Source organism: Gemmata sp. (assembly GCF_051859125.1).
Classification (GTDB): Bacteria; Planctomycetota; Planctomycetia; order Gemmatales; family Gemmataceae; genus Gemmata.
This window is the reverse complement of sequence record NZ_JBHYGG010000263.1, coordinates 1-21,232: the sequence shown is the minus strand read 5'-3', so window position 1 is coordinate 21,232 and position 21,232 is coordinate 1. Positions and strand designations below refer to the sequence as shown.

Here is a 21,232-nt window from a genome sequence, read left to right as displayed (position 1 = left end):
GTGTTTTGGGGGGGGCCCCACCCCTTGTGGGGGGGGGGGGGGGCGCCCCCCCCCCGCTACCCCCCCCCCCCCCGCCCGCCCCCCCCCCCCCCCCGCCGGGGGGGGCCCCCCCCCCCCGCTCGCCGGGTTCCGGTGAGCCGCTGCTGCTGTTCGAGCACGTCTCCAAGTGGTACGGCTCGGTGCTCGCGCTGAACCAGGTCACGCTGTCGCTCACGGGCGGCATCACGGGGCTGGTCGGCGCGAACGGGGCCGGGAAGTCCACGCTGCTGCGGATGGCCAACGGGCAGCTCAAGCCGACGCTCGGCCGGGTGAGCATCCGCGGGGTGGACGCGAGCGACTGGCGCGCCCGCCGGCTGGTCGGGTACTGCCCGGACATCGACGCCTTCTACGAGGACCTCTCGGGCCGACGGTTCGTGTGGGTCATGGCCCGCATGTGCGGGTACTCCCGGGCCGAGGCCACGCGGCGCACCGAGGCGGTGCTGGACCGCGTCGGCATGCGCGACCGCGCCGACCGCATCCTGCGGGGGTACTCGAAGGGGATGCGGCAGCGGGTGAAGCTCGCGCAGGCGCTGCTCCACGACCCCGAGTTGCTCATCCTCGACGAGCCGCTCTCGGGCATCGACCCGATCGGCCGCCAGGAGTTGCTCGAACTGTTCCAGTCGCTCGTCGCCCAGGGGAAGTGCCTGCTGATCTCCAGCCACGAACTCGAGGCGCTGGAGATGCTCACGAACCACGTCGCGATCATGGCCCGCGGGCGGGTCGCGGCGGTCGGCACGCTCACGCAGATCCGCGACCTGCTCGACGACCACCCGCTGACGGTGCGGATCGACACCGACGACCCGCGGGAACTCGCCCGCCTGCTGCTGGCCGTGCCCGAAGTCGTCGCGGTCGAACTGACGCGCGACGGGCCGCCGGGCCTGGTGGTGAAGGCCCGGAGCCCGAAGCGGTTCTTCCAGGCGCTGTCGCGGCTCGTGGTCGAGCGCGGCCTGGAGGTCCGGCGGCTGGAGCCGCTCGACGAGTCCGCACACGACATCCTGGGCTACCTGCTCGGGGGGAGCGGCCGGACGTGAACCAGACCGCAACGAGCCCGAGCGTGGCGACCGCGTTCTGGGTGATGACCGTCCAGACGTTCCAGCGGCAGTGGCGGGTCCGGCAGATGGGCTGGGTGTCCGTCGGGCTGCTCGCGCTCGTGGTCACGAGCGTCGGCATCGTCACCTTCCGCGACCGGTGGGGGCTCCCGCACCGGCCCGTGCGCCGCGATCTCACCAACCAGCAGTACGCCGAGCAGCAACTCCTCCCCGGCCGGTACGACGCGAAGCGGTACGAGGCGTACCCGACCCCGAACCCGCCGGGGATCGCGCCGATCGGCACGCACGAGGTGCCGAACCCGTTCGACCCGCTCCGAAACGGGGTACAGTCGCTCATCCTGTCCGTGCCGCACGCGGTGCTCAACTCGCAGGAGTTCCTGGACCGCTGGGAGTTCATGAACTTCTCGCGGTGGGTGGTCCTCGGCGCGTACTTCGGGTTCGTGCTGCCGATGTTCACGCTGGCCTACGCCTCGGCCGCGTTCGGGACCGAGCGCGAGTCGCGGTCGCTGGTGTGGGTGATGACGCGGCCGGTGCCGCGGTCGGCGATTTACCTGGCGAAGTTCCTGGGCACGCTCCCGTGGTGCGTGCTGTTCGGGCTCGGCGGGTTCGCGGCACTGTGCCTCGCGGGCGGCGACCTCGGCCTGCGGGCGCTGGCGCTTTACTGGCCGGCCGCGGCCGCGGGGACGGTCGCGTTCTCGGCGATGTTCCACCTGATCGGCGCGGTGTTCCGCCGCCCGGTCGTGGTCGGGCTCGTGTACGTCTTCTTCTACGAGGCCCTGGTCGCGGCGCTGCCGGGCAGCCTGAAGTTGCTGAGCCTCACGTTCTACGCCCGCTCGCTCATGTATAATGCCGCTGCGGCCGCGGGCTACCCGGTGAGCATGCTGGACCTGACGCAGGCCGAATCGACCGGCAACGCCTGGGCGGTGCTGGCCGCCGCGGCAACAGGGCTCACCGTTTTCGGAATGTGGCTGTTCGCGCGGCTGGAGTACCGGGACGACGTGTGAGGAGTTCGCCCGTGCCGACGTCTACGACCGCGGACTTCCCCGCGCCCCCGGCCCACGGGTACCGGGGCGACGCCGAGCCGTCCGATCCGATCACGCGGCCCCGCGGGCTCGCCGTCGCCATCAGCCGGCAGGCCGGTGCCAGGGGAACAACGATCGCCCGCCGGGTCGGTGCGGTGCTCGGCTGGCAGGTCCTCGATAATGAAACGCTCGACTACCTGGTCGAGGACGAGACCGCCCGCTCGCAGTTCCTCGCGGAGGTGCCCGAGGGGGTGCGGGCGTGGGTCGCGGCGCAAGTCGATCGGGTCCGGGGCCAGACCCCGGGGTCGCTCGACCCGGGGACGGCGTCGATGGCCGAGATCGTCCTCTCCGCGGCGGCCCGGGGCGACGTGGTGATCGTCGGCCGCGGGGCCGGCTACCTGCTCCCGACCGAAACGACGCTGCACGTCCGCGTCGTCGCCCCGCTGGACGCCCGCGTCGCGTACTTCGCCCAGTGGCTCCGCCTGAGCAGCGATGAAGCGGCCCGCGAGGTGGCAGCCCGCGACGGCCGCCGCGCCCAGTTTGTGGCAACGCTCGGCGGCGACCCGGCCGACCCCACCGGGTACGACCTCGTCGTGAACGCCGGCCGCCTGGGGATCGAAGGGACCGCACAGTACATCGGGTGGGCGGTGCGGACCAAGCAGATGTTCGCCGAGATCCATCGGTCGGACGACGAGGCCCGGAGCCTCAATGACATTCCCGGCGCGTGACCCGCACGCCCCCCGAGAACCGCATGTCAGCCTTCTCCGCGTTCACCTCGCACTGCCGGACCGCCCCGCCGCGGGTCGCCGTCGTCCTCGGCTCCGGCCTCGGCGGCGTCGCCCGCGCCTTCGTCGAGCGCGCCGCGGTCCCCTTCGCCGACGTTCCCGGGTTCGCCGCACCGACGGTCCACGGGCACCGCGGCGAGCTCGCCGTCGGCCTCTGGTCCGGCACGCCGGCGCTGGTGTTCCACGGCCGCATGCACTATTACGAGGGCCACCCCCGCGGGGTCGTGACCGCACCCGTCCGCGTCGCGGCCGAGTTGGGCGTGACGCGTCTCGTCCTGACGAACGCGGCCGGCGGCATCCACCCGTCGCTCGACCCCGGCTCGCTGATGGCGATCCGCGCCCACCTGAAGGTCATCGGGGCGGGGGCGTGGCGGGCGATGGCGTCCGGGACCGCGTTGACTTCGCCGTACTCCCCGCGGCTCCTCGACCGCCTCGCCGGGTTGCTCTCGGGGGTGTACGCGGCACTGACGGGGCCGAGTTACGAGACGCCCGCCGAGATCCGGGCGCTCGCCGCGTGCGGGGCCGACGCGGTGGGCATGTCGACTGCACTCGAAGCCGAGGCGGCGGCGGAACTGGGGATGGAGGTGGCGGCGATCTCGTGCGTCACGAACCGCGCCGCCGGCCTGTCGGCCGCCGCGCTCGACCACAAGGACGTGCTCGTCAACGCGAAACTCGCCGTCGGCCGCCTGGGCGACCTGATCGGCGAGGTGATCGCGGTGCCGTCCTGACGAATCGGTGGGGCAGACATTCTTGTCTGCCTCCTGGGTCAGCCAAGGCAGGCAGGAATGCCTGCCCCACCCGTGCCGCTCTCAAGCCACCTTCTTGAGGAACGTCACGCGGCCGGTCGTGACCCACTCGACCACGAAGATGTTCCCGTCCTTGTCGAACGCGGCGTCGTGCGGGTGGACGAACTTACCGGCCGCCCACTCCTTCGGCTGCCCGCGGACCTTGAACCCCTCGAGCACCTTCTTCCGCCACACCTCGTCGTCACCGAGGTGGACGATCGGCTTGTTCGCCCGGTCGAGGATGCTCACCCGGGCGTGCAGGTCCGGCACCAGCAGCACGTCGCCGCGGGTCTTGGCGTGGGCCGGGAACAGCACCAGTTCCTTGGGGGTCGAGGCGGCGAGCGCCTTGCCGTCGAGGTCGAACCACTGGAGCCGGGCGTTCGCGCGGTCGCACACGACCAGCACCGGCTTGTCCTTGTCGCGGGTGTCGAGCCACTGGCCGTGGGGAGTGGACAGCTTGCCCAGGGCGTTGCCGCCGCCGCCGAACACCTTCACCAACTTGCCGTCCTTGTCGTAGTTCAGCATGTAGTTCGAGCCGTACCCGTCGCCGACGTTGAAGCCACCGTCCGGCAGCCAGCAGATGTTCGTCGGGTTGAACTTGGGGGGCGCCGTCTTGGTCGCGTCCTTGGGGTCCGGCCTCGGCTCGTACTCCTTGCACTCGGGCACGCCCGCCTGCCACACCACCTCGCCCTTCAGGGTGGTCTTCACGAGCTTCATCTTGGGGGTCCAGGTGTTCGCCAGGTACGCGAACTCGTCGGAGCCCTCCTTGCGGATCTCGATGCCGTGGCCGCCGCCGTGCCAGTCCTTACCGAACGAGCGCACGAACTTGCCGGCGGGGTCGAACACCAGCACGGTGTCCATCTGCTTGCCGACGCCCTGGTGCGTGATGTAGACGTGGCCCTGCGAGTCGAGCGCGACGTTGTGCGTCGTCTGCCAGGCGTAGTCCCTGGGCAACTCGCCCCAGTTGTGGACGCACTGGTACTTGTGGTCGCCGGTGCCGATGACCGGGCTCGGCTCGTCGGCCTTGCGGGTCGTGCCGAGCAGGACCGGGCCGCTGGTGGCGACGGCGGCGGTGGCGAGGAACTCGCGACGGTTCATTGAGGGGGGCTCCGCTGAGCAGCGCGTGGGTGGGAAGTGGTCAGAGGTGGAGTGTACGCGAGCCGGCGGGCCGACGCAAAGGTGTTGCGGGCGTCAGCGGCCGAACGGGACGAGCGCCTGGCGGAACGCGACCACGTCGGGCCAGCGGTCGGCGGGCTTCTTCGCGAGCGCGCGGTGGATGACCGCGCCCAGCTCACCGGGGAGGTCCGGCCGCCGCTGGCTGAACGGGACCGGGTCCTTGTTCAGGATGGTGAGCAGGCCCGCGGGCATCGGCGGCAGGTCGAACACCCACGCGCCGGTGAGCATGTGGTACAGCATCGCGGCGGTGCTGTACTGGTCGGCCGGGGGCATCACGTCGCGGTAGTTGGTGATCTGCTCGGGCGGCATGTACGCGGGGGTGCCGCCGAGGTCGCCCATGTGCGTCAGCCCGCTGATCTGGCTGGCGCGGTACACGCGGGCGAGCCCGAAGTCCGCGAGCTTCACCTGCCGCTTCCCGTCGGGCAACTCGGCGAGCAGGATGTTCGCGGGCTTGATGTCGCGGTGGACCAGGCCGCGGGCGTGCGCGTGGGCCAGGGCGTCGAGCACCTGGATCGCCAGCCGGATCGCGGTCCGCTGCTCGACCCGGGGCCGCTCCTTGAGCACCTGTGCGACGTCGGTCCCGGCGACGTGCTCCATGACGAAGTACAGCACCCCGCGGCACTCGCCGGTCTCGTAGAACCGGACGATGTTCGGGTGGTTGAACCGGCCGAGCGTTTCGGCCTCGGCCAGGAACTGGGCGGTCACCTTCGGGTTGCTCGCCTGGGCCGGGTGGATCGTCTTGATGGCGACCTCCTTCCCGTCCTTCTCCCGCTTGGCGAGGTACACGATCCCCATGCTCCCGTGCCCGATCTCGCGAACGAACTCGTACCCGCGGATGCCCGGGATCTCCTCGCCGCTGGACAGCCGCGCGGCGATCGTCGTCCGCTCGCCCCAGCCCGGCCCCCGGGTCCTCTCGGTGCCCTGCGAGTCGTCGTAGTCGGCGTCCGCAACCGCGGCGGGGGCCGCGGGGCGCACCGGGATCACCGGGATCTCGTCCGGGAGGCCGATGTCGGCCTGGGTCTCGCCGACCTCGCCACTGTCGACCGGCGCGGCCGCGGCGGTGTACGCGACCCGCACGGTGATCCGCGTGTGCCCGGCGCGGATCTCGTCGCCGTCGTCGAGGTCCACGACCTCGACCTTCTTGCCGTTGACGTAGGTCCCGTTGCGGCTCCCCATGTCGGTGAGCCGGCACCGGGGCGGGTTGACCTCGACCAGGAAGTGGACGCGCGAGAAGAACGGGTCGTCCTCGGGGAACCGGGCGTGCGCGTTGGGCGACCGCCCGACGAGGAACACGTCGTGGCGCTCGAACGTGAACGTTCGACCGTTCAGGGGGCCACTCGTTACGGTGAGGGTGATGAGCATCGGCGAATCGGTGAGCGAGCGTCGGGAGCTTTTCCTAATCATCCGCATCCGGGGGAGTTCCGTCAACCGGGTCCGCCGCGCTTGTTGAGACCAGTGGGGCCCGAGTTGCAATCGTTCGACTGCACCCTCCCACTCCCGTGATCATTTACCCTCGGCTAGCGCGGGCGGCCCCCGGGACGCAAAAGAGCCGCCGGGGTTCCCCCGGCGGCTCTTTCGTTTCACTTGGGTCCGTCACTTGCGGGCGTTCTTCGTCGTGTGCCGGACCTTGGCCGTGCCCTCGTTTTCGACGACGACCTCTTCCTTCTGCACGTCGCCCTCGACCGTCTTGGTGTCGCGGACCTTCCGCTTGCCGACGCTCACTTCTTCCTTGACGACCTGATCCTTCGTGACGTGCACCCGCTCCTCCTTGACGGGGATGCGGATCTCCTCGGACTTCATTGAACCGGAGCTGCGACCCTGCGCCGGGCGGCGCTCGATGACCACTTCCTCGCGCTCGACCGGGACGTCGATCCGCTGGTGCTCGGTGTGGACCTCCTTGCGGACCTTCACCTCGCCAACGTTCACGTTCTCTTTGCTCGCCCGGAGGTGCTCCTCGTGGAGCTGGATGACGCGACCGGTCTCGTCCCGGAACCCGCCCTCGGACAGGATGTTCGCTCGGTCGGCGCGGACCGCCGACCAGCCGCCGCGGTCGAACCCGCCCCGCTGGTGCAGGATCGAGCGGGCCTCGGCCTCCTGGCCGTTCGCATCGACGGTCACGAGGTACCGGCCCGACTTGACCTCCTCCTCGTAGAAGGTGGCGTCCTCTTCTGGGATGCCCCAGCCGATCAGCGCGCCGGCGACGCCGGCAATGGCCGCGCCACCGGCGGCGTTCACCAGGATCGTGCCGAGCGTGCCCAGCGCCAGGACCGGCCCGACGACGGGGATGACGCCCGCCAGGATCCCGGCCCCGATCGCCGCACCGCTCGCGGCCCCGGCCACCGCACCCGCGACGGCCCCCTCGTCGGCGTAGGTCTCGTCGGCCGCGCCGGTCTTGACGGTGTTCCCTTCGGCGTCGCGGTAGACCATGCCGATCTTGTTGTCGTCGAACCCGGCCGCCTTCAGATCGGCAATGGCCTGCTCAGCGCGCGCACTCGTCTCGAAAACCCCTACGACTGCGTGGTGTTTCTTTCGCGTAGGCATGGGACAACTCCCGTTGAACGTCTGTTCGGTTCGTGCGGGTTCACCCGAATCCGCCCACGCAAAACTGTTGCACAGTACGTGCCGCCGCGCCCGAACGGGGTGCGGGAAGATTGTGACCGGGTGCCACGAGGGGGACGCGACCAGGAGGGCTCAGGGCACGTCCCACACCTTGACCGTACCGTCGCCGCCCGCGGTCACGACGGTCTTCCCGTCGGGAGAAAACCCGACACCGAAGACGGGGCCGCTGTGCCCCTTGAGCGTCTTCACGGCCGCCCCGTCGGCGGCGGACCAGATGCGAACCGTGCCGTCCTCGTGAGACGTCGCGAGCCGACCGCCCCGTCTGTCGAAGGCAACGGCGAGCGCGCCCCCGGCCCCCTCGATCTTGTTCCGTTCCGACCGGTTCCCCGCGTTCCACCACCGCAGCCCCGCACCCGAGACCGCGGCCGCGAGCGTCGCGCCGTCGGGCGAGACGGCGATCTCGCGGACCCGGTGCTTGTCGGTGGCGATCGCGCCGACCACCGCACCCGTGTGCCAGTTCGTGAGCCGGATGACGCCGTCGTCCCCGGCCGAGGCGAGCGTCTTGCCGTCGGGGAGGAACGCGAGCGAGTGGACGCGCCGCGTGTGGCCCCGGAGCACGCGGCCGGGCCTGCCGTCCGGCACCGCCCACAGGCAGATCGTCGCGTCCCCACCGGCCGACGCCAGGGTCGCCCCGTCGGGGGAGAAGGCGACGCACTCGACCGACTTCTTCGCGGCATCGAACGACGCGACTTGCGCACCGGTTGCCGCGTTCCAGATGCGCACCGTGTGGTCGACGCCGCAACTCGCGAGTGACGTGCCGTCGGGCGCGAAGGCGAGTCCCGTCACCTTCCCGGTGTGGCCGTCGAGGGTGAACCGCGTGGCGTTCGTGGCGGCGTCCCACACTCGCACGCTTGAGGCTTCACCGGCCGCGGCGACGAGTGCCCCGTCGGGCGAAACGGCGACGACCTGGACCCCGCCGCCCCCGCCCGCGAGCGAGGCGCGCTGCTGGCCCCGCGGCCACACGGCCCACACCGCCGCCCCGACCGCGACGAGCGCCGCGATCGCACCAACCCACCCCCAGGTGCGCCTCGACTCGGACGGAGTGACCTCGGCCATACGGCTCCTGGGGGCGGACGATTACGTCGGCTCGGTGAGCCATGAATAACATAGTTATACCATTCCCCGTGCGGTCCGTCCGCGACATTTCCCGCGGGCGTATGATGCTGGGTGTCGCCACACGCCACGGGGAACGCAGGATGCTCCGCGAGGAACAGATCGACATCCGCCGCCAGCGGGCGAGGGCCGCGAAGTTCCAGATCGAGAACCTCGGCAAGAACCGCGTGTTCTCCGACTTCCGCGTGACGAACCCCGACTCGGGCGGGCAGTACACGGTCACGGTCCGCGGGTTCGAGGTGGGCGACAACGCCTGCACGTGTCCCGACTTCAAGGCGAACACGCTCGGCACCTGCAAGCACGTCGAGGCGGTCCTCGATCAACTCAAGGACGACCTGCCGGCGCACCTCCAGAAGAAGAAGGCCGCGGTCACCCGGCCAGAGATCTACCTCCACTACGGCGAGCAACTGACCCTCGGGATCCACCTCCCGCCGCGGCACTCGGACAAGCTCGGGCGGTTGGCCGCGGCGTACTTCAACGAGCACGGCCTGTGGTCGGGGAACGGGAGGTACGCGGAGCTGGCCGACGACGTCGAGCGGCTCCCGGAGGCGGTCACGTTCTTCTCGGACGCGCTGGAGTTCGTCAGCGTCGAGATCGAGCGCACGGAGATGCTCGCCCGCGAACGGGAGTGGCTCGCCCAGCTCGACGCCGGCACCCTGGACCTGAACCTCCTCTCGGTGCCGCTGTACGACTACCAGATGCGCGGGGCACTGTTCCTCGCCTGCCGGGGCCGCAGCATCCTCGGCGACGACATGGGGCTGGGGAAGACGGTCCAAACGCTCGCCGCGATCGAGTTGCTGGCCCGGGAGCGGGGCGTGCAGAAGGTGCTCGTCGTCGCGCCGGCGTCGGTGAAGTACCAGTGGGAGGGCGAGATCCGCAAGTTCGCCGGCCGCCCCGTGCAGGTGATCGACGGCGGCCCCGACGACCGCCGCGACCTGTACGCGCTGCCGACGTTCTTCCGCCTCGTGAACTACGAGCAGGTGGTCCGCGACCGTGAGGCCATCAACGCCTGGCGGCCCGACGTCGTGGTGCTCGACGAGGCCCAGCGGATCAAGAACTGGGAGTCGAAGACGAGTAAGGAGGTGAAGAAGCTCCGGAGCCGGTACGCCATCGTGCTGACCGGCACGCCGCTGGAGAACAAACTGGAGGAACTCTACAGCATCGTGCAGTTCGTTGACGAGCGCCGGTTCGGCCCGGCGTTCCAGTTCCTGCACGACCACCGCGTCCTCGACGAGGCCGGGAACCTGAAGGGGTACCGCAACCTCGACACGATCCGCGAGCGGCTGGCCCCGATCTTCCTCCGGCGGACCCGCGGGGAGGTGCTCACGCAGCTCCCGCCGCGCACCGACAGTACCGTGTACGTCGAACTCGCGGCCGAGCAGCGCGGCCCATATGAGGAGCAGCGCGTCACCCTCGCCCGGCTCCTCCAAAAGAACTACCTGACCGACCTCGACCGCAAGCGGGTGCTCGCGTCGGTCGTGAACATGCGGACGATCTGCGACAGCCTGTTCCTGTTCGACCGCCAGACCCGCGTGTCGCCGAAGCTCGACGAGGTCGAGGAACTGCTCCCGGAGCTGATCGCCGGCGGCCCCGGCGAGGCGGCCCACAAGGTCGTCGTGTTCTCGCAGTGGGAGACGATGATCCTCGAAACGGCCAAGGTGCTCGACAAGCTCGGCGTGGGCTACGCAGTGCTGCACGGCGGGCTCCCGGGAAAGGACCGCAAGGAGGTGCTGGAGCGGTTCAAGACCGACCCGGCCTGCGCCGTGTTCCTGAGCACCGACGCGGGCGGCACCGGTCTCAACCTTCAGGTCGCCGACACGGTCGTGAACCTGGAACTGCCCTGGAACCCGGCGGTACTCGAACAGCGGATCGCCCGCGTCCACCGCATGGGCCAGAGCCGCCCGGTCCGGGTGGTGAACTTCGTCACCCGCGGCACCATCGAGGAACAGGTGCTGCGGACGCTCGAGAGCAAGCAGGGCCTGTTCACCGGCGTGTTCGAGGGCGACGCCGATGAGATCCCGTTCGGGGCAGTGAACACGTCGGGGTTCCTCGACACGATGCGCGACTTGGTGCACGGGGCCGACGTCCCGAAGTCCGAGGCCGGCAGCGCGGCATTTCCCCAAGCGACCCCTTTTCCCGACACCCACACGGGTGCCGCGGCCGTGTGGCAGGGCGTCGCGCACCTGATGGAATCGCTGTGCGTGGCGGCTGCGGCAGGTCAGGTTCCGCCCGAGGCCCGCGAGAAACTTCGGTCCGCGGCCCTGCGTTTGGCAGCCCAACTCGCGCCACAGTGCGAAAAGTAACGCCCGACCGGCCCGTTGGTACGGCCCGTGCAACCCTCACTCTGTTACAAGACCCGCTGCGGATCAGGGGGTCATCATCGCAGAGTGGAGGACCAAACATGTCTATCAAATCGCTGGCCATCGCGGCCGCCGTTGCCGTGAGCACGTTCGCGTTCTCGGCCCGGGCCGACGCCCAGTACCGCCGCGGGACGGTGTACTACCCGAGCACGTCCTACAGCACGTACCCGTCGTACTCCCCGAGTGTGTACTCCTCGCCGACCTACTCGTACCCGACCACTTCGACGGGGGTCGTCACCTCGAACGGGGTTGTGATTGGTTCCAACGGTGTTGTGCTCGGGTCGGACGGCGTGACGCAGTCGAGCTACTACTCCCCGTCGCAGAGCTATTACAATAACAACAGTTACTATAACAGCAACAGTAATGGTTATTACAACAGCAACGGATACTATAACAACAATGGCTACTACAACGGCGGGGCGTTGAACAACAACAGCTACTACAACACCCCCTACGGTTCGACCCGCTCGGGGTTCAACAACATTTACGGCACCAGCCCCAACGGACTGAACATCGGCACCTCGGGCGTGTTCCTCGGCGGCCGGCGGATCGGTCGGTAAGTGACGCCGGACCAGTAACGCGGCTGCGCACGGGCGACGGGGTCACACCCGCCGCCCGTTTCCGTTGCAGCGACTTGCGTGCGGGGGGCCGAGTGACGAGAATCACACCGCACGCCCCGCGACACGTTCCAGGTTCCCGCCATGTTGATCCGCCTCTGGACCGCAACTTGGTTCGCACTACTTGCACTCACGCTCGCGGCGGAAGAGCCGAAAGACGAGCTTTTTGTCGCGAAGCCCCTCACCGAGAGGAACAGCTTCACGGCCGGGATCGAGGGGCCGGGGTGCGACGCCGCGGGGAACTTGTACGTCGTGAACCTCAAGAAGAACGGCGACATCGGTAAGGTGACGCCCGACGGAAAGGCCGAGGTGTTCGTCGACCTACCGGGCAAGAGCGTCGGCAACGGGATCGTCTTCGACAAGAAGGGGCTGATGTACGTCGCCGACTACACCGGGCACAACGTGCTGCGGATCGACCCGAGGACCAAGAAGGTTGAGGTGTTCGCCCACGAGCCGGCGATGAACCAGCCGAACGATCTCGCCATCGCCCCGGACGGCACCCTCTACGCCAGTGACCCGAACTGGGGGAAGGGGACCGGCCAACTCTGGAGGGTCGGGACGGACGGAAAGGCGACGAAGGTCGCGGGCGAGATGGGAACGACCAACGGGATCGACGTGAGCCCCGACGGGAAGACGCTGTACGTCAACGAGAGCGTCCAGCGGAACGTGTGGGCGTTCCCGATCGCGGCCGACGGCACCCTCGGCGACAAGCGACTCCTGAAGAAGTTCGACGACCACGGGTTCGACGGGATGCGGTGCGACGTGGACGGCAATTTGTACGTCACGCGGTACGGCAAGGGCACGGTGGTGAAACTGTCGCCCGGGGGTCAGGTGCTCAAGGAGATCGACGTGCTGGGGAAGCAGCCGAGCAACATCTGCTTCGGCGGCCCGGACGGGCGGACCGCGTACGTGACGGAAGTGGAACACCGGCGGGTGGTCCGGTTCCGCGTCGATCAGCCCGGACTGGCGTGGGAGCGGGCGCAGAAGAAGGAGCGATAGCGGATCGCGGGGCCCCAACGAAACTCATCAGCGGGCCCCGGCCGGGTCACTTCCCGCGGACGGCCCCGATGAAGGCGCTCCAGCGGATCGACCGCTCCCGGTGCAGGACGTTCATCCGCTGGATCACCCAGTCCTGAAGGGCGCTGGGTGAGGTTGGGCTCGTGTCGGTCGCCGACTGGTCCGACCCCGCGACCGGCATCGCCATCGGGATCACCTCACCCGAGGTCGCCCCGGCCGTTGCCAGCGCCGGGACCTCCGACGCCCTCCGGGCGACCTCCGTTTGGAGGTGCACCAGTTCGGCGTTCAGGTGGTTGACGCGGGCGAGTTCCTTCTGGATCGCGGGGAGCTGCGCCGGGTCGATGGCGCTGATGAGCTGGACCATCAGCACGAGCGACTGCTGGGCCTGGGTCAGCATGAGCGAGTGGATGTCCGCGAGTTGGCGGGCCAGTTGCTCGGGGGTGGCCTCGGCGGTCGGCACGCCGGACAGGAGCGACTCGGGCACGGCCCGCACCCCCGAACCGGGCGTCAGGCTCGTGAACAGGTCGAGGGTCGGGTCCACCACGGGCACGGCCCGGGGGGTCGGGCGGGCGGGGGTGGTCTTGAGGTGCTGCACCGCGCCGCTGTTGGTCACCTGGATCTGTTGGGAGACCGGGCCGCTCGTCCCGACCGTCGAGACCCGCATCCGGAACGACTCGCCGACCTGCGAGCTGGAGAACCCGCCGCCGGAATCGACCGCCGGTGCCGCCCCGAGGGCGACCTCGTCGTCGGCGGGGTTCCCCTTGCGGGCGACGGGGGTGCCGCGGCTGGACCCCTGGCCGTCGGTCGAACTCAGGGCCAGCCCGGACCGCGGGCTCCCGCCCGCCAGCACCCCGGACCGCCCCGGGTTCGGGAGGTGCGGGTTGCCGGGTGCCTGGACCCCGATCAGGAACCGGCCGACCCACAGTTCCGCGGCGTGCCCGAGCGGCGACAGCCGCATCCGCTCGCCGTTGACCACGACCCCGCGGCCCGAGAGGTCCACCACCCAGAGGCCGGTCGTCGTCAGGACGAGGCCGCAGTGGTACGTCGCGATGTCGTCGGACGTCAAGTGGATCTTGCACTCGGGGGCGCGGCCGATCAGCGTGATGTACCGGTTGACGGCCCAGCGGTCCTTGACGCGCTTGCCGTTGCGGAACTCCAGCGCGACCCGGGGCCGGTTCCGGACGCCGGCCGAGTCGGAGTAGAGCGGGTTGTAGCCCGGGGGGAACGGTGGGCGGTTGGACACCGGCGAGCGGAGGCGCAGTTGGAACGGGCCGATCTTGACGGGGGTGTTCTCGTCCATCCACCCGGACCCGCTGGCCCCGCCGGGCCAGCCGAGCCCGGCCCGACTCCCCAGGTCCACGGCGAACACCCGGCCGGCGATGACTTGGAGCCAGGCGTGCCGGGGGTTGATCTCCGGTTCGGCGAGTGTGACGTCGCACCCGTCGTCCCGGCCGACGAGGACGAACGGCATCGGGATGCTGCCCTCGGCGAGTGTCCCGCCGTCGGCCAGATCGACCCGCAGGTCGAGCGGCCCTGTGGCCCCACACGCCTCAGCGAACTGGGTGAAGAATGGGTCGTTCACGGGCCGTAAATCCCCGCGGGTGCGCGGCCATCTGAAAAGCTGGGCGAACTCGGGTGCCGCCCGCGTTCTGGTCGATAGACCTACTTTACACCGGATCACACGATCCACGCAGCACTTTCCGCACACCCGGATCGTGGTTAGGGTTGACTCTAGTGCGTGGTTCCCCGGGGCACCAGCCCGCAGCCCGTGAAAACCTGATGGACACCGCCCCGCACCGCGTTCCACCCGGCCCCGGCCCGTCCCCGAGGCGCGTCGCGAAGGCGGTCTTGCGCGCCGCGGCACTCGTCGGGGTGCTCCCCGTACTCGTGGGGTACTGGCTCAACGCCGCCTGCCTCGGCCGGAACCGTGCCCTCGAATCGGCGTCGCAACTGCTCTCGCTGTTGCCCGGGGTGAGTGGCCAGTACCTCCGCCGCGCCTTCCTCCAGCAAGTGCTGGCCCGGTGCCACCCGTCGGCCCTCGTCGAGTTCGGGACGCTGTTCTCCCAGGCCGGAGCCGTGTTGGAGGAGAACGTGTACGTCGGCCCGCGGTGCCAGCTCGGCCTGGTGCGGCTCGAACGGGACGTGCTTCTGGCGTCCGGGGTGCAGGTTCCGTCGGGGGGAAAGACGCACTACTTTGACGACCCAACGAAGCCGATCCGCGAGCAGGGCGGCGAGCGGCGGGTGGTGACGGTCGGGGCCGGGGCGTGGATCGGGACCGGCGCGATCCTCCTGGCGGACGTGGGCGCGGGAACGGTCGTCGCCGCCGGCGCCGTGGTCACCAGGCCGCTCCCCGAGAACGTGATCGCCGGCGGCGTCCCCGCGCGGGTCATCCGCCACCGGTTCGAGAAGCCGGCCGCGCTACCCCAGGAGCCCGCCGGCCTCGTCGCGGAGCCGGGCGAGGACCCGTGACTTGGCGATGTACACGGCGTTCGGCGTCGTGCCGCACGCGGCCGCGACCTCCTCGGCGGCCCTTCCCTCCAGCACGAACCCCTGGAACAGGTCCCACGTCTTCGGCTCGAAGTCCGGTTTGATCCGCTCCAGCAGGCGGCGGGTCACGTACACGTCGTGCTGCCGGTCCCACTCGCGGCTCAGGTCGTCGCCCGGGTCCTCGAGCCGGGCGAGGTAGCTCCCGAAGTCCGTTCCCCCCGGCGCCCGGGGGGCCACCTTCTTGGCGCGCCACGCCTCGCGGGCGCAGTTCGCCGCGATCGCCCGGAGCCACCCGCGGAACGCCCCGGGCCGCTCGGGGTGGACGAACTCGGGGAACCGCCGCACCACCACCGCAAGGACGTCCTGCGTGAGGTCCTCGGCGTCGGACCCGCGGACCCCGAGCCGCACCGCCCACGACCGGATGAGCGGGGTGTACAGGTCGTTCAGCCGGCCCCAGGCGTCGCCGTCGCGGGCGTCGCGGAGCCGCGCAAGCAGTGTGGCCGATGTAACCGACATGGCGGACCCTCCGGCCCCAGTCTACCGCGCGGGTGCGTGCTTGTGACAACCGACCACAAGGGAGTATAATCTTTGTTGTGGACCCCTGACGACGCGGAGAGCCCGTGCCCGACCGTCCCCGGTTACTCCTGATCGGCTCCCCCGACGGGCTGCCCAGCGGCGCGTGGCCCGAGGCCGACGTGGAGCCGGTATCGGCCGACCCCGCGGCCGTCGCGCAGAAGTTGCGCGACGGCGGGTTCGCGGCCGTCGTCGCCCCGCCCGGGGTTCTGGCCGAGTGGGGCGCGCAGAGCAGTCGCGACCAACTCATCCTCCAGAACATTGACAACGGCCTCGCCATCCTCGACCCGGCCGGGCTCGTGGTGTGGGCGAACCCGGCCTTCCGGCAGTCCGCGGGTGAGGACCCGGTCGGCCGCCACCTGTTCGACGCACTGGGCACCGGGGTCATGGCCTCGGACAGCGGCGACCCGCTCGCGGTTGCGCGGGGCGGGCAGGCCGCGTCGCTCCGCCTGCACCGCACCGGCAACCCCGAGCAACCGTTCCTCGAGGCCGAGATCCGCCCGGCACGGGACGCAACCGGTGCCGTGACCCAGCTCCTCGCCGTCGTCCGCAACGTGACCGCTCAGGTCGCCCAGCAGCAGAAGCTCGACGCGCTGCACCAGGCCGGCCGCGAACTCGCCGGGCTCGACCCCGAGCAGCTCGCGGAGATGAACGTCCCGTCCCGCGTCGAGTTGCTCAAGATCAACCTCCGCAAGTTCATCCACGACCTCCTCAACTACGACACCATCGAGGTCCGGCTCCTCGACCGGAAGACCGGCGAACTGAAGCCGCTGCTGGAAGATGGGATGCTCCCCGAGGCGGCCCGCCGCGTCCTGTACGCCCGCCCCACGGGCAACGGCGTCACCGGGTTCGTCGCGTACACGGGGAAGAGCTACCTGTGCGTGGACACCGCGAACGACCCGCACTACATCGCGGGGGCCGCCGGGGCGCGCAGCTCGATGACCGTGCCGCTCCAGTTCCACGACGAGGTGATCGGCACCCTCAACGTCGAGAGCCCGCGGGTGAGCGGGTTCGGCGCCAGCGACCTCCAGTTCACGGAGCTGTTCAGCAAGGAGATCGCCGTCGCCCTGCACACGCTCGACCTGCTCAGTGCCCAGCTCGTGTGCACCGCGGCGCAGTCGATCGAGGCGGTGAACAAGGAGATCGCGCTGCCGCTCGACGAGGTGCTGGCCGGGGCGAGCGTGCTGCTCGAGAAGTGGCACCGGACGGACCCCGAGGCCACGGCCCGGCTGCGGCGGATCCTCGACGCGGCCCGGCTGGTCAAGGACTGTGTGTCCCGGGTCGGCCGCAACCTGGTCGAGACCCCGACCGCCCCGACGGGCGACCTCCCGCTGCTGGGCAAGCGGGTGCTCGTCCTGGAGTCCGACGAGCGGCTCCGGCGGTCGGCCCACTTGCTCCTGGAGCGGCTCGGGGCCACGGCCGAGTCGGCCGCGACCGGCGAGGACGCCGTGGCGATGGCCGCGGACGCCGACTACGACGCGGTGTTCCAGGAGGTGAAGCCGCCCGACCTCGGCGGGTACGAGTGCTACCGCCGGCTCTCCGCCGCCCGGCCGACGGCCCTCGTGTCGCTGACCACCGGCTTCGGCTACGACCTGGCGCACTCGATTGTCAAGGCGCGGGCCGACGGCATGAAGTATGTCCTGTTCAAGCCGTGGCGGCAGGAGCAGGTCGTCCGGGCCGTACTCGATGGCCCGCCGCCCGCTCCCGTTCCGGGCTGAGGCCGGTTCCTCACATGGTTCCAGCGTGCGCTCGTCCGCTCGCCCTCCGGAACCCAAATCTCTTGGCTCCCATCAGCATTCTTCAGCGTTGGCATGCTCGTTGCTGTCACGCTGTCCCCTCAATCGGCGTGATTCGATCTCCTCCAGTCGCAGTCGCTCCGATGCGCTCGCCCTCCACTCCAACACGCGCGAACCCGATATGACCGCAGTTTCCAACGAGACGACCCCGATGTCCGAAGCCCAGTCCGGAGCCGAGACCCCGGCCAAGACCCTTCGCGTCCTGTGCGTGGACGACAACACCGACGCCGTGGACACCCTTGGTGCGCTCCTCGACCTGCTCGGGTTCCACGTCGCGGTCGCGCACGACGCTCCGTCGGCCCTCGACGTCAGCGAGAATTTCGCCCCACAGGCCGCGATCCTCGACATCACGATGCCGGGGATGGACGGGTACGAGTTGGCGGGCCGCCTCCGGGCACGCCCGGGTGGGCGCGAGATGCTCCTGATCGCCCTCACCGCCCTGGGCGACTACCGGTCGATGGAGCGGATGGCGGACGTCGGGTTCGATCTGTACTACGCCAAGCCGGTGTCGTCGGACCTGCTCCGGACGGTGCTGAGCGACTTCGCCGCCCGGGGCCGCGCGAGCGTCCCGTGAGCGGCCGGGAGGACATGGGCTGCGTTCGAGATCGGGGCTCGTCCCATACAATCACGACTCCAGCACCCGGTGGGGAGTGATCGGATGGACGCCCGGCTCTGGGGCTACTTGCAGCGGATCCTGACGGCCCGCGTGTACGATGTTGCGATCGAGACTCCCCTGGAGCACGCCAAAAGGCTGTCCGCCCGGCTCGGCACTCCCGTGTGGCTGAAGCGGGAGGACACCCAGCCGGTGTTCAGCTTCAAGCTCCGCGGGGCCTACAACAAAATGGTCCGGCTCCCCGCCGACCAACTTACCCGCGGGGTCATCTGTGCGTCGGCCGGCAACCACGCCCAGGGCGTCGCCCTGAGCGCCCTCCGCCTCGGGTGCCGGGCGGTTGTCGTCATGCCGGTCACGACCCCGCGGCTCAAGTCCGACGCGGTGACGGCGCTCGGCGCGGAGGTCGTGCTCCACGGCGACAGTTACACCGACGCCTATCACCACGCGGCCGCACTCGGCACCGCTCGCGGTCTCACTTTTGTTCACCCCTTCGACGACCCGGACGTGATCGCCGGCCAGGGCACGATCGGCATGGAGATCCTGCGGCAGCACCAGGGGCCGCTCCGCGCCGTATTCGTCGCCGTCGGCGGCGGCGGGTTGCTCGCCGGGGTCGCGGCGTACATCAAGGCGGTGCGGCCCGAGGTGAAGGTGATCGGCGTGCAGATGGCCGACTCCGACGCGATGCTCCGGTCCGTTCGCGCCGGGGAGCGGGTGCGGTTGAGCGACGTCGGCCTGTTCTCGGACGGGACCGCGGTCAAGCAGGTGGGCGAGGAGACGTTCCGGCTCGTGCGCGACTTTGCCGACGGTTTCATCGTCGTGGACACGGATGCGGTGTGCGCGGCCATCAAGGACGTGTTCGAGGACACCCGGAGCATCCTGGAGCCGGCCGGCGCGATGGGGGTGGCGGCCGCGAAGCAGTACGCCGCTGAGCACGGGGTGCGGGGCGAGCCGCTCGTCGCGATCACCTGCGGGGCGAACATGAACTTCGACCGACTCCGGTTCGTGGCCGAACGGGCCGAGGCGGGCGAGGGGCGGGAGGCACTGTTCGCGGTCACCATCCCGGAGGAGCGGGGGAGCTTCCGGCGGCTGTGCGAGGCGGTCGGGCGGCGGAACGTGACCGAGTTCAACTACCGCATCTCGGACGAGCGGGCGGCCCACGTGTTCGTCGGCCTGGCCGTGGCCGACCGGACGGAGGCAGTCGCGATCGGCCGGGCGTTCGCCGAGAGCGGCTTCGCCGCCCTCGACCTGGTCCACGACGATTTGGCGAAGGATCACGTCCGCCACATGGTCGGCGGACCGAGTCCCTTGGCCCGGGGCGAGCGGTTGTACCGGTTCCAGTTCCCGGAGCGCCCGGGTGCGCTGATGACGTTCCTGGCGAGCATGCACCCGGAGTGGAACATCAGCCTGTTCCACTACCGCAACCAGGGCGCGGACTACGGCCGCATCCTCGTCGGCATTCAGGTGCCCGACGCGGCCGCGTTCCGGGCGTTCGCCGACGCTCTCGGCTACCCGTGGGTGGACGAGACCGAGAACCCCGTCTACCGCTTGTTCCTGAGGTGACCCGGACCGGTCGATTGCCGCAGTGACTGACCGTCGCCGGTAGTGCCGCGGTAGGAGGACACGAGTACGGTCGCGACGATTGGTGAGAAATGAAACCGTCACCGTCAATGAAAAACCCCCGCTGACGACTGGTGTCATCAGCGGGGGTCAGGTCGGGCCGGCGGGATTTGAACCCACGACCTCTTGCACCCCAAGCGCCGAAAAGCGTACCAGCAACGGTGGCAAATCTCTGAATTCCTAAGCATAATCGCAGGTTTCGCCCCGCGGTGCAAGTGAACACATGTCGAAAATTCCGCACAATGAAACGCGGCGTCGCGTGGGTTCTGCGGAGTAATGCGGAACCCAGAACTGAACTCGCGACGTGGTGGTAGCCCGTCATGCGAGTAGCAGCCTCACGGCTCGCAAAGACACCTCCGAGGGGAGGAACGGGCCGTGTCCCGCACCCCTGCTACCGCCCCCGCACCCGGGCCGACCATATGGTCCGCGGCTGCCACGGTGACGGCTCTGTGAGCGTGTTCTAGAATGGGTCGCAAGCACGCTCGGTGTGGAGGTCGCACGTCCGACGCCCCGCACGTTAGCACGGGACTGTGTCCTCCCTGCCCGACCGCGGGGTTCGGCAAAGGCGACCTTGGCGACCATGGGGAGTCACATGAACGATGCCGCGTTGTTGGTCGTCGCCGCGTTCCTATTTGGCCTTCCCATCTACTTCCTGCCGACATTCGTCGCCGTAAGCCGCGGGCACCGAAACACGGTGGCAATCTTCCTCCTCAACTTCTTCCTCGGGTGGCTGCTCGTTGGGTGGGTCGGTGCCCTGGTGTGGGCCGTTATCGCAACGGAAGACAAATACGGGAGCAACAAGCGTCGGCGGGACCGCGACTCCGAACCGACCCCGTTCGACCCTCTCCCGGAGCCTGCCCCTGTTCCGGTGTACGCGGTCCCGGCCCTCGTCCCCTACACCTGCCCGCACTGCGGTTACATGGTCCGCATCCCACCCGCGATGGTCGGGGCGATGGTGACGTGCGGGACGTGCCGACACCCTTTCCATGCCACCCCTCCGGCTTACTGAGCTGACACGGCCCGCGGCCTATGGCACCACGGTTAGGGTGACGTCTTCGGGGTCGGGCCGCCGCACGGTCCCCTCTCACGTCCACCCCGCCCCCTTGCCGATGGAACCGGACATGGACACGCTGTTCGACAACGCGCCCGACGCCCTCACCCGCATTGAAGCGGCGCCACGACGTGTCGGGGAAACGCGGGCCGCGATGGAACGGGCGGCCGGCGAGCTGGCCGTGTGGGATGCCGTGTGCGATGCGGTCACGCGGCGACGATCGAAAGGCGAGCGGGCGGGCGGGTCGGGGGGCGGCGGGTGACGTGGTGGGGCAGACGGGGCGAGCCGTCTTCGTCCTCAGAGGTGCTTTCCCGGCCGTGGCGGGTCGGTGCCGTAAACCGGAATCCGGATGGTCTGGGTGGGGCGGCCGGTGCTTGACCACAATGGTCAGCCGTGTCGGTGCCCGCACCCCTGCCACCGCCCCCGCGCCCGGGCCGACCATATGGTCCGCGGCGGTCCGCGAAGGCCGGCGGCCCGGTCGCGTTCCCGTTCCGCTCGCGCCGGGGCCGAGGT

The 21,232-nt window shown here is 69.9% G+C and carries 19 protein-coding genes; 13 read left to right on the top strand and 6 right to left on the bottom strand.

Going from position 1 to position 21,232, the window contains the following annotated elements; all coding sequences use genetic code 11:
• The first annotated feature begins 179 nt into the window (after positions 1-179).
• The 4 genes from ACTIGN_RS25225 to ACTIGN_RS25210 are packed head-to-tail and all read left to right on the top strand — an operon-like array spanning position 180 to position 3,623.
• Positions 180-1,070, top strand: a complete 891-nt coding sequence (locus ACTIGN_RS25225) for an ABC transporter ATP-binding protein (RefSeq protein WP_439629058.1) — start codon at positions 180-182, stop codon at positions 1,068-1,070.
• Positions 1,067-2,092, top strand: coding sequence for an ABC transporter permease (locus ACTIGN_RS25220; RefSeq protein WP_439629056.1), 1,026 nt, complete (start codon positions 1,067-1,069; stop codon positions 2,090-2,092). Before ACTIGN_RS25225 ends, ACTIGN_RS25220 begins: the two co-directional genes overlap by 4 nt.
• An 11-nt stretch (positions 2,093-2,103) precedes the next feature.
• A complete protein-coding gene (locus tag ACTIGN_RS25215) occupies positions 2,104-2,838 on the top strand; it encodes an AAA family ATPase (protein WP_439629054.1) in 735 nt (244 codons plus the stop codon).
• A 23-nt stretch (positions 2,839-2,861) separates the two neighbouring features.
• Positions 2,862-3,623, top strand: coding sequence for a purine-nucleoside phosphorylase (locus ACTIGN_RS25210; RefSeq protein WP_439629052.1), 762 nt, complete (start codon positions 2,862-2,864; stop codon positions 3,621-3,623).
• 81 nt (positions 3,624-3,704) lie between these two features.
• On the opposite strand, the gene ACTIGN_RS25205 is transcribed toward ACTIGN_RS25210, so the two are convergent.
• The 4 genes from ACTIGN_RS25205 to ACTIGN_RS25190 form a co-directional block, all read right to left on the bottom strand.
• Positions 3,705-4,778 carry a peptidase gene (locus tag ACTIGN_RS25205; protein ID WP_439629050.1) on the bottom strand — a complete coding sequence of 358 codons (1,074 nt, stop codon included), beginning with the start codon at positions 4,776-4,778 and terminating at the stop codon, positions 3,705-3,707.
• Positions 4,779-4,871: 93 nt separating this feature from the next.
• A complete protein-coding gene (locus ACTIGN_RS25200) occupies positions 4,872-6,218 on the bottom strand; it encodes a protein kinase domain-containing protein (protein ID WP_439629048.1) in 1,347 nt (448 codons plus the stop codon).
• 231 nt (positions 6,219-6,449) lie between these two features.
• Positions 6,450-7,397, bottom strand: a complete 948-nt coding sequence (locus ACTIGN_RS25195) for a YsnF/AvaK domain-containing protein (RefSeq protein ID WP_439629046.1) — start codon at positions 7,395-7,397, stop codon at positions 6,450-6,452.
• A gap of 150 nt (positions 7,398-7,547) precedes the next feature.
• Positions 7,548-8,531, bottom strand: a complete 984-nt coding sequence (locus ACTIGN_RS25190; RefSeq protein WP_439629044.1) for a WD40 repeat domain-containing protein — start codon at positions 8,529-8,531, stop codon at positions 7,548-7,550.
• A 140-nt stretch (positions 8,532-8,671) separates the two neighbouring features.
• On the opposite strand from ACTIGN_RS25190, the gene ACTIGN_RS25185 reads away from it, so the two are divergent.
• From ACTIGN_RS25185 to ACTIGN_RS25175, 3 genes are all read left to right on the top strand, one after another.
• On the top strand, positions 8,672-10,891 hold the full coding sequence (locus ACTIGN_RS25185) for a DEAD/DEAH box helicase (protein WP_439629042.1): 2,220 nt from the start codon (positions 8,672-8,674) through the stop codon (positions 10,889-10,891).
• Positions 10,892-10,989: 98 nt separating this feature from the next.
• The gene (locus tag ACTIGN_RS25180) at positions 10,990-11,508 is read left to right on the top strand and encodes a hypothetical protein (RefSeq protein WP_439629040.1); all 519 of its coding nucleotides are present in this window, start codon (positions 10,990-10,992) and stop codon (positions 11,506-11,508) included.
• Positions 11,509-11,649: 141 nt separating this feature from the next.
• Positions 11,650-12,564 (top strand): SMP-30/gluconolactonase/LRE family protein, encoded by a 915-nt coding sequence (locus ACTIGN_RS25175; RefSeq protein ID WP_439629038.1) that lies wholly within the window; start codon positions 11,650-11,652, stop codon positions 12,562-12,564.
• A 46-nt stretch (positions 12,565-12,610) separates the two neighbouring features.
• On the opposite strand, the gene ACTIGN_RS25170 is transcribed toward ACTIGN_RS25175, so the two are convergent.
• Positions 12,611-14,164 carry an FHA domain-containing protein gene (locus tag ACTIGN_RS25170; protein WP_439629036.1) on the bottom strand — a complete coding sequence of 518 codons (1,554 nt, stop codon included), beginning with the start codon at positions 14,162-14,164 and terminating at the stop codon, positions 12,611-12,613.
• Between the two features lie 197 nt (positions 14,165-14,361).
• Between ACTIGN_RS25170 and ACTIGN_RS25165 the strand changes: the two genes are divergently transcribed.
• Positions 14,362-15,051 carry an acyltransferase gene (locus ACTIGN_RS25165; RefSeq protein ID WP_439629034.1) on the top strand — a complete coding sequence of 230 codons (690 nt, stop codon included), beginning with the start codon at positions 14,362-14,364 and terminating at the stop codon, positions 15,049-15,051.
• On the opposite strand, the gene ACTIGN_RS25160 is transcribed toward ACTIGN_RS25165, so the two are convergent.
• On the bottom strand, positions 15,001-15,585 hold the full coding sequence (locus ACTIGN_RS25160) for an RNA polymerase sigma factor (protein ID WP_439629032.1): 585 nt from the start codon (positions 15,583-15,585) through the stop codon (positions 15,001-15,003). The genes ACTIGN_RS25165 and ACTIGN_RS25160 overlap by 51 nt on opposite strands.
• 104 nt (positions 15,586-15,689) lie before the next feature.
• On the opposite strand from ACTIGN_RS25160, the gene ACTIGN_RS25155 reads away from it, so the two are divergent.
• The 5 genes from ACTIGN_RS25155 (at position 15,690) to ACTIGN_RS25135 (ending at position 20,981) form a co-directional block, all read left to right on the top strand.
• The gene (locus ACTIGN_RS25155; protein WP_439629030.1) at positions 15,690-17,360 is read left to right on the top strand and encodes a GAF domain-containing protein; all 1,671 of its coding nucleotides are present in this window, start codon (positions 15,690-15,692) and stop codon (positions 17,358-17,360) included.
• Positions 17,361-17,589: 229 nt separating this feature from the next.
• A complete protein-coding gene (locus tag ACTIGN_RS25150; RefSeq protein ID WP_439629028.1) occupies positions 17,590-18,012 on the top strand; it encodes a response regulator in 423 nt (140 codons plus the stop codon).
• Positions 18,013-18,096: 84 nt separating this feature from the next.
• On the top strand, positions 18,097-19,611 hold the full coding sequence (gene ilvA, locus ACTIGN_RS25145) for a threonine ammonia-lyase, biosynthetic (protein WP_439629026.1): 1,515 nt from the start codon (positions 18,097-18,099) through the stop codon (positions 19,609-19,611).
• A gap of 649 nt (positions 19,612-20,260) precedes the next feature.
• A complete protein-coding gene (locus ACTIGN_RS25140; RefSeq protein WP_439629024.1) occupies positions 20,261-20,677 on the top strand; it encodes a superinfection immunity protein in 417 nt (138 codons plus the stop codon).
• A gap of 112 nt (positions 20,678-20,789) precedes the next feature.
• The gene (locus tag ACTIGN_RS25135; RefSeq protein WP_439629022.1) at positions 20,790-20,981 is read left to right on the top strand and encodes a hypothetical protein; all 192 of its coding nucleotides are present in this window, start codon (positions 20,790-20,792) and stop codon (positions 20,979-20,981) included.
• Positions 20,982-21,232 lie beyond the last annotated feature (251 nt).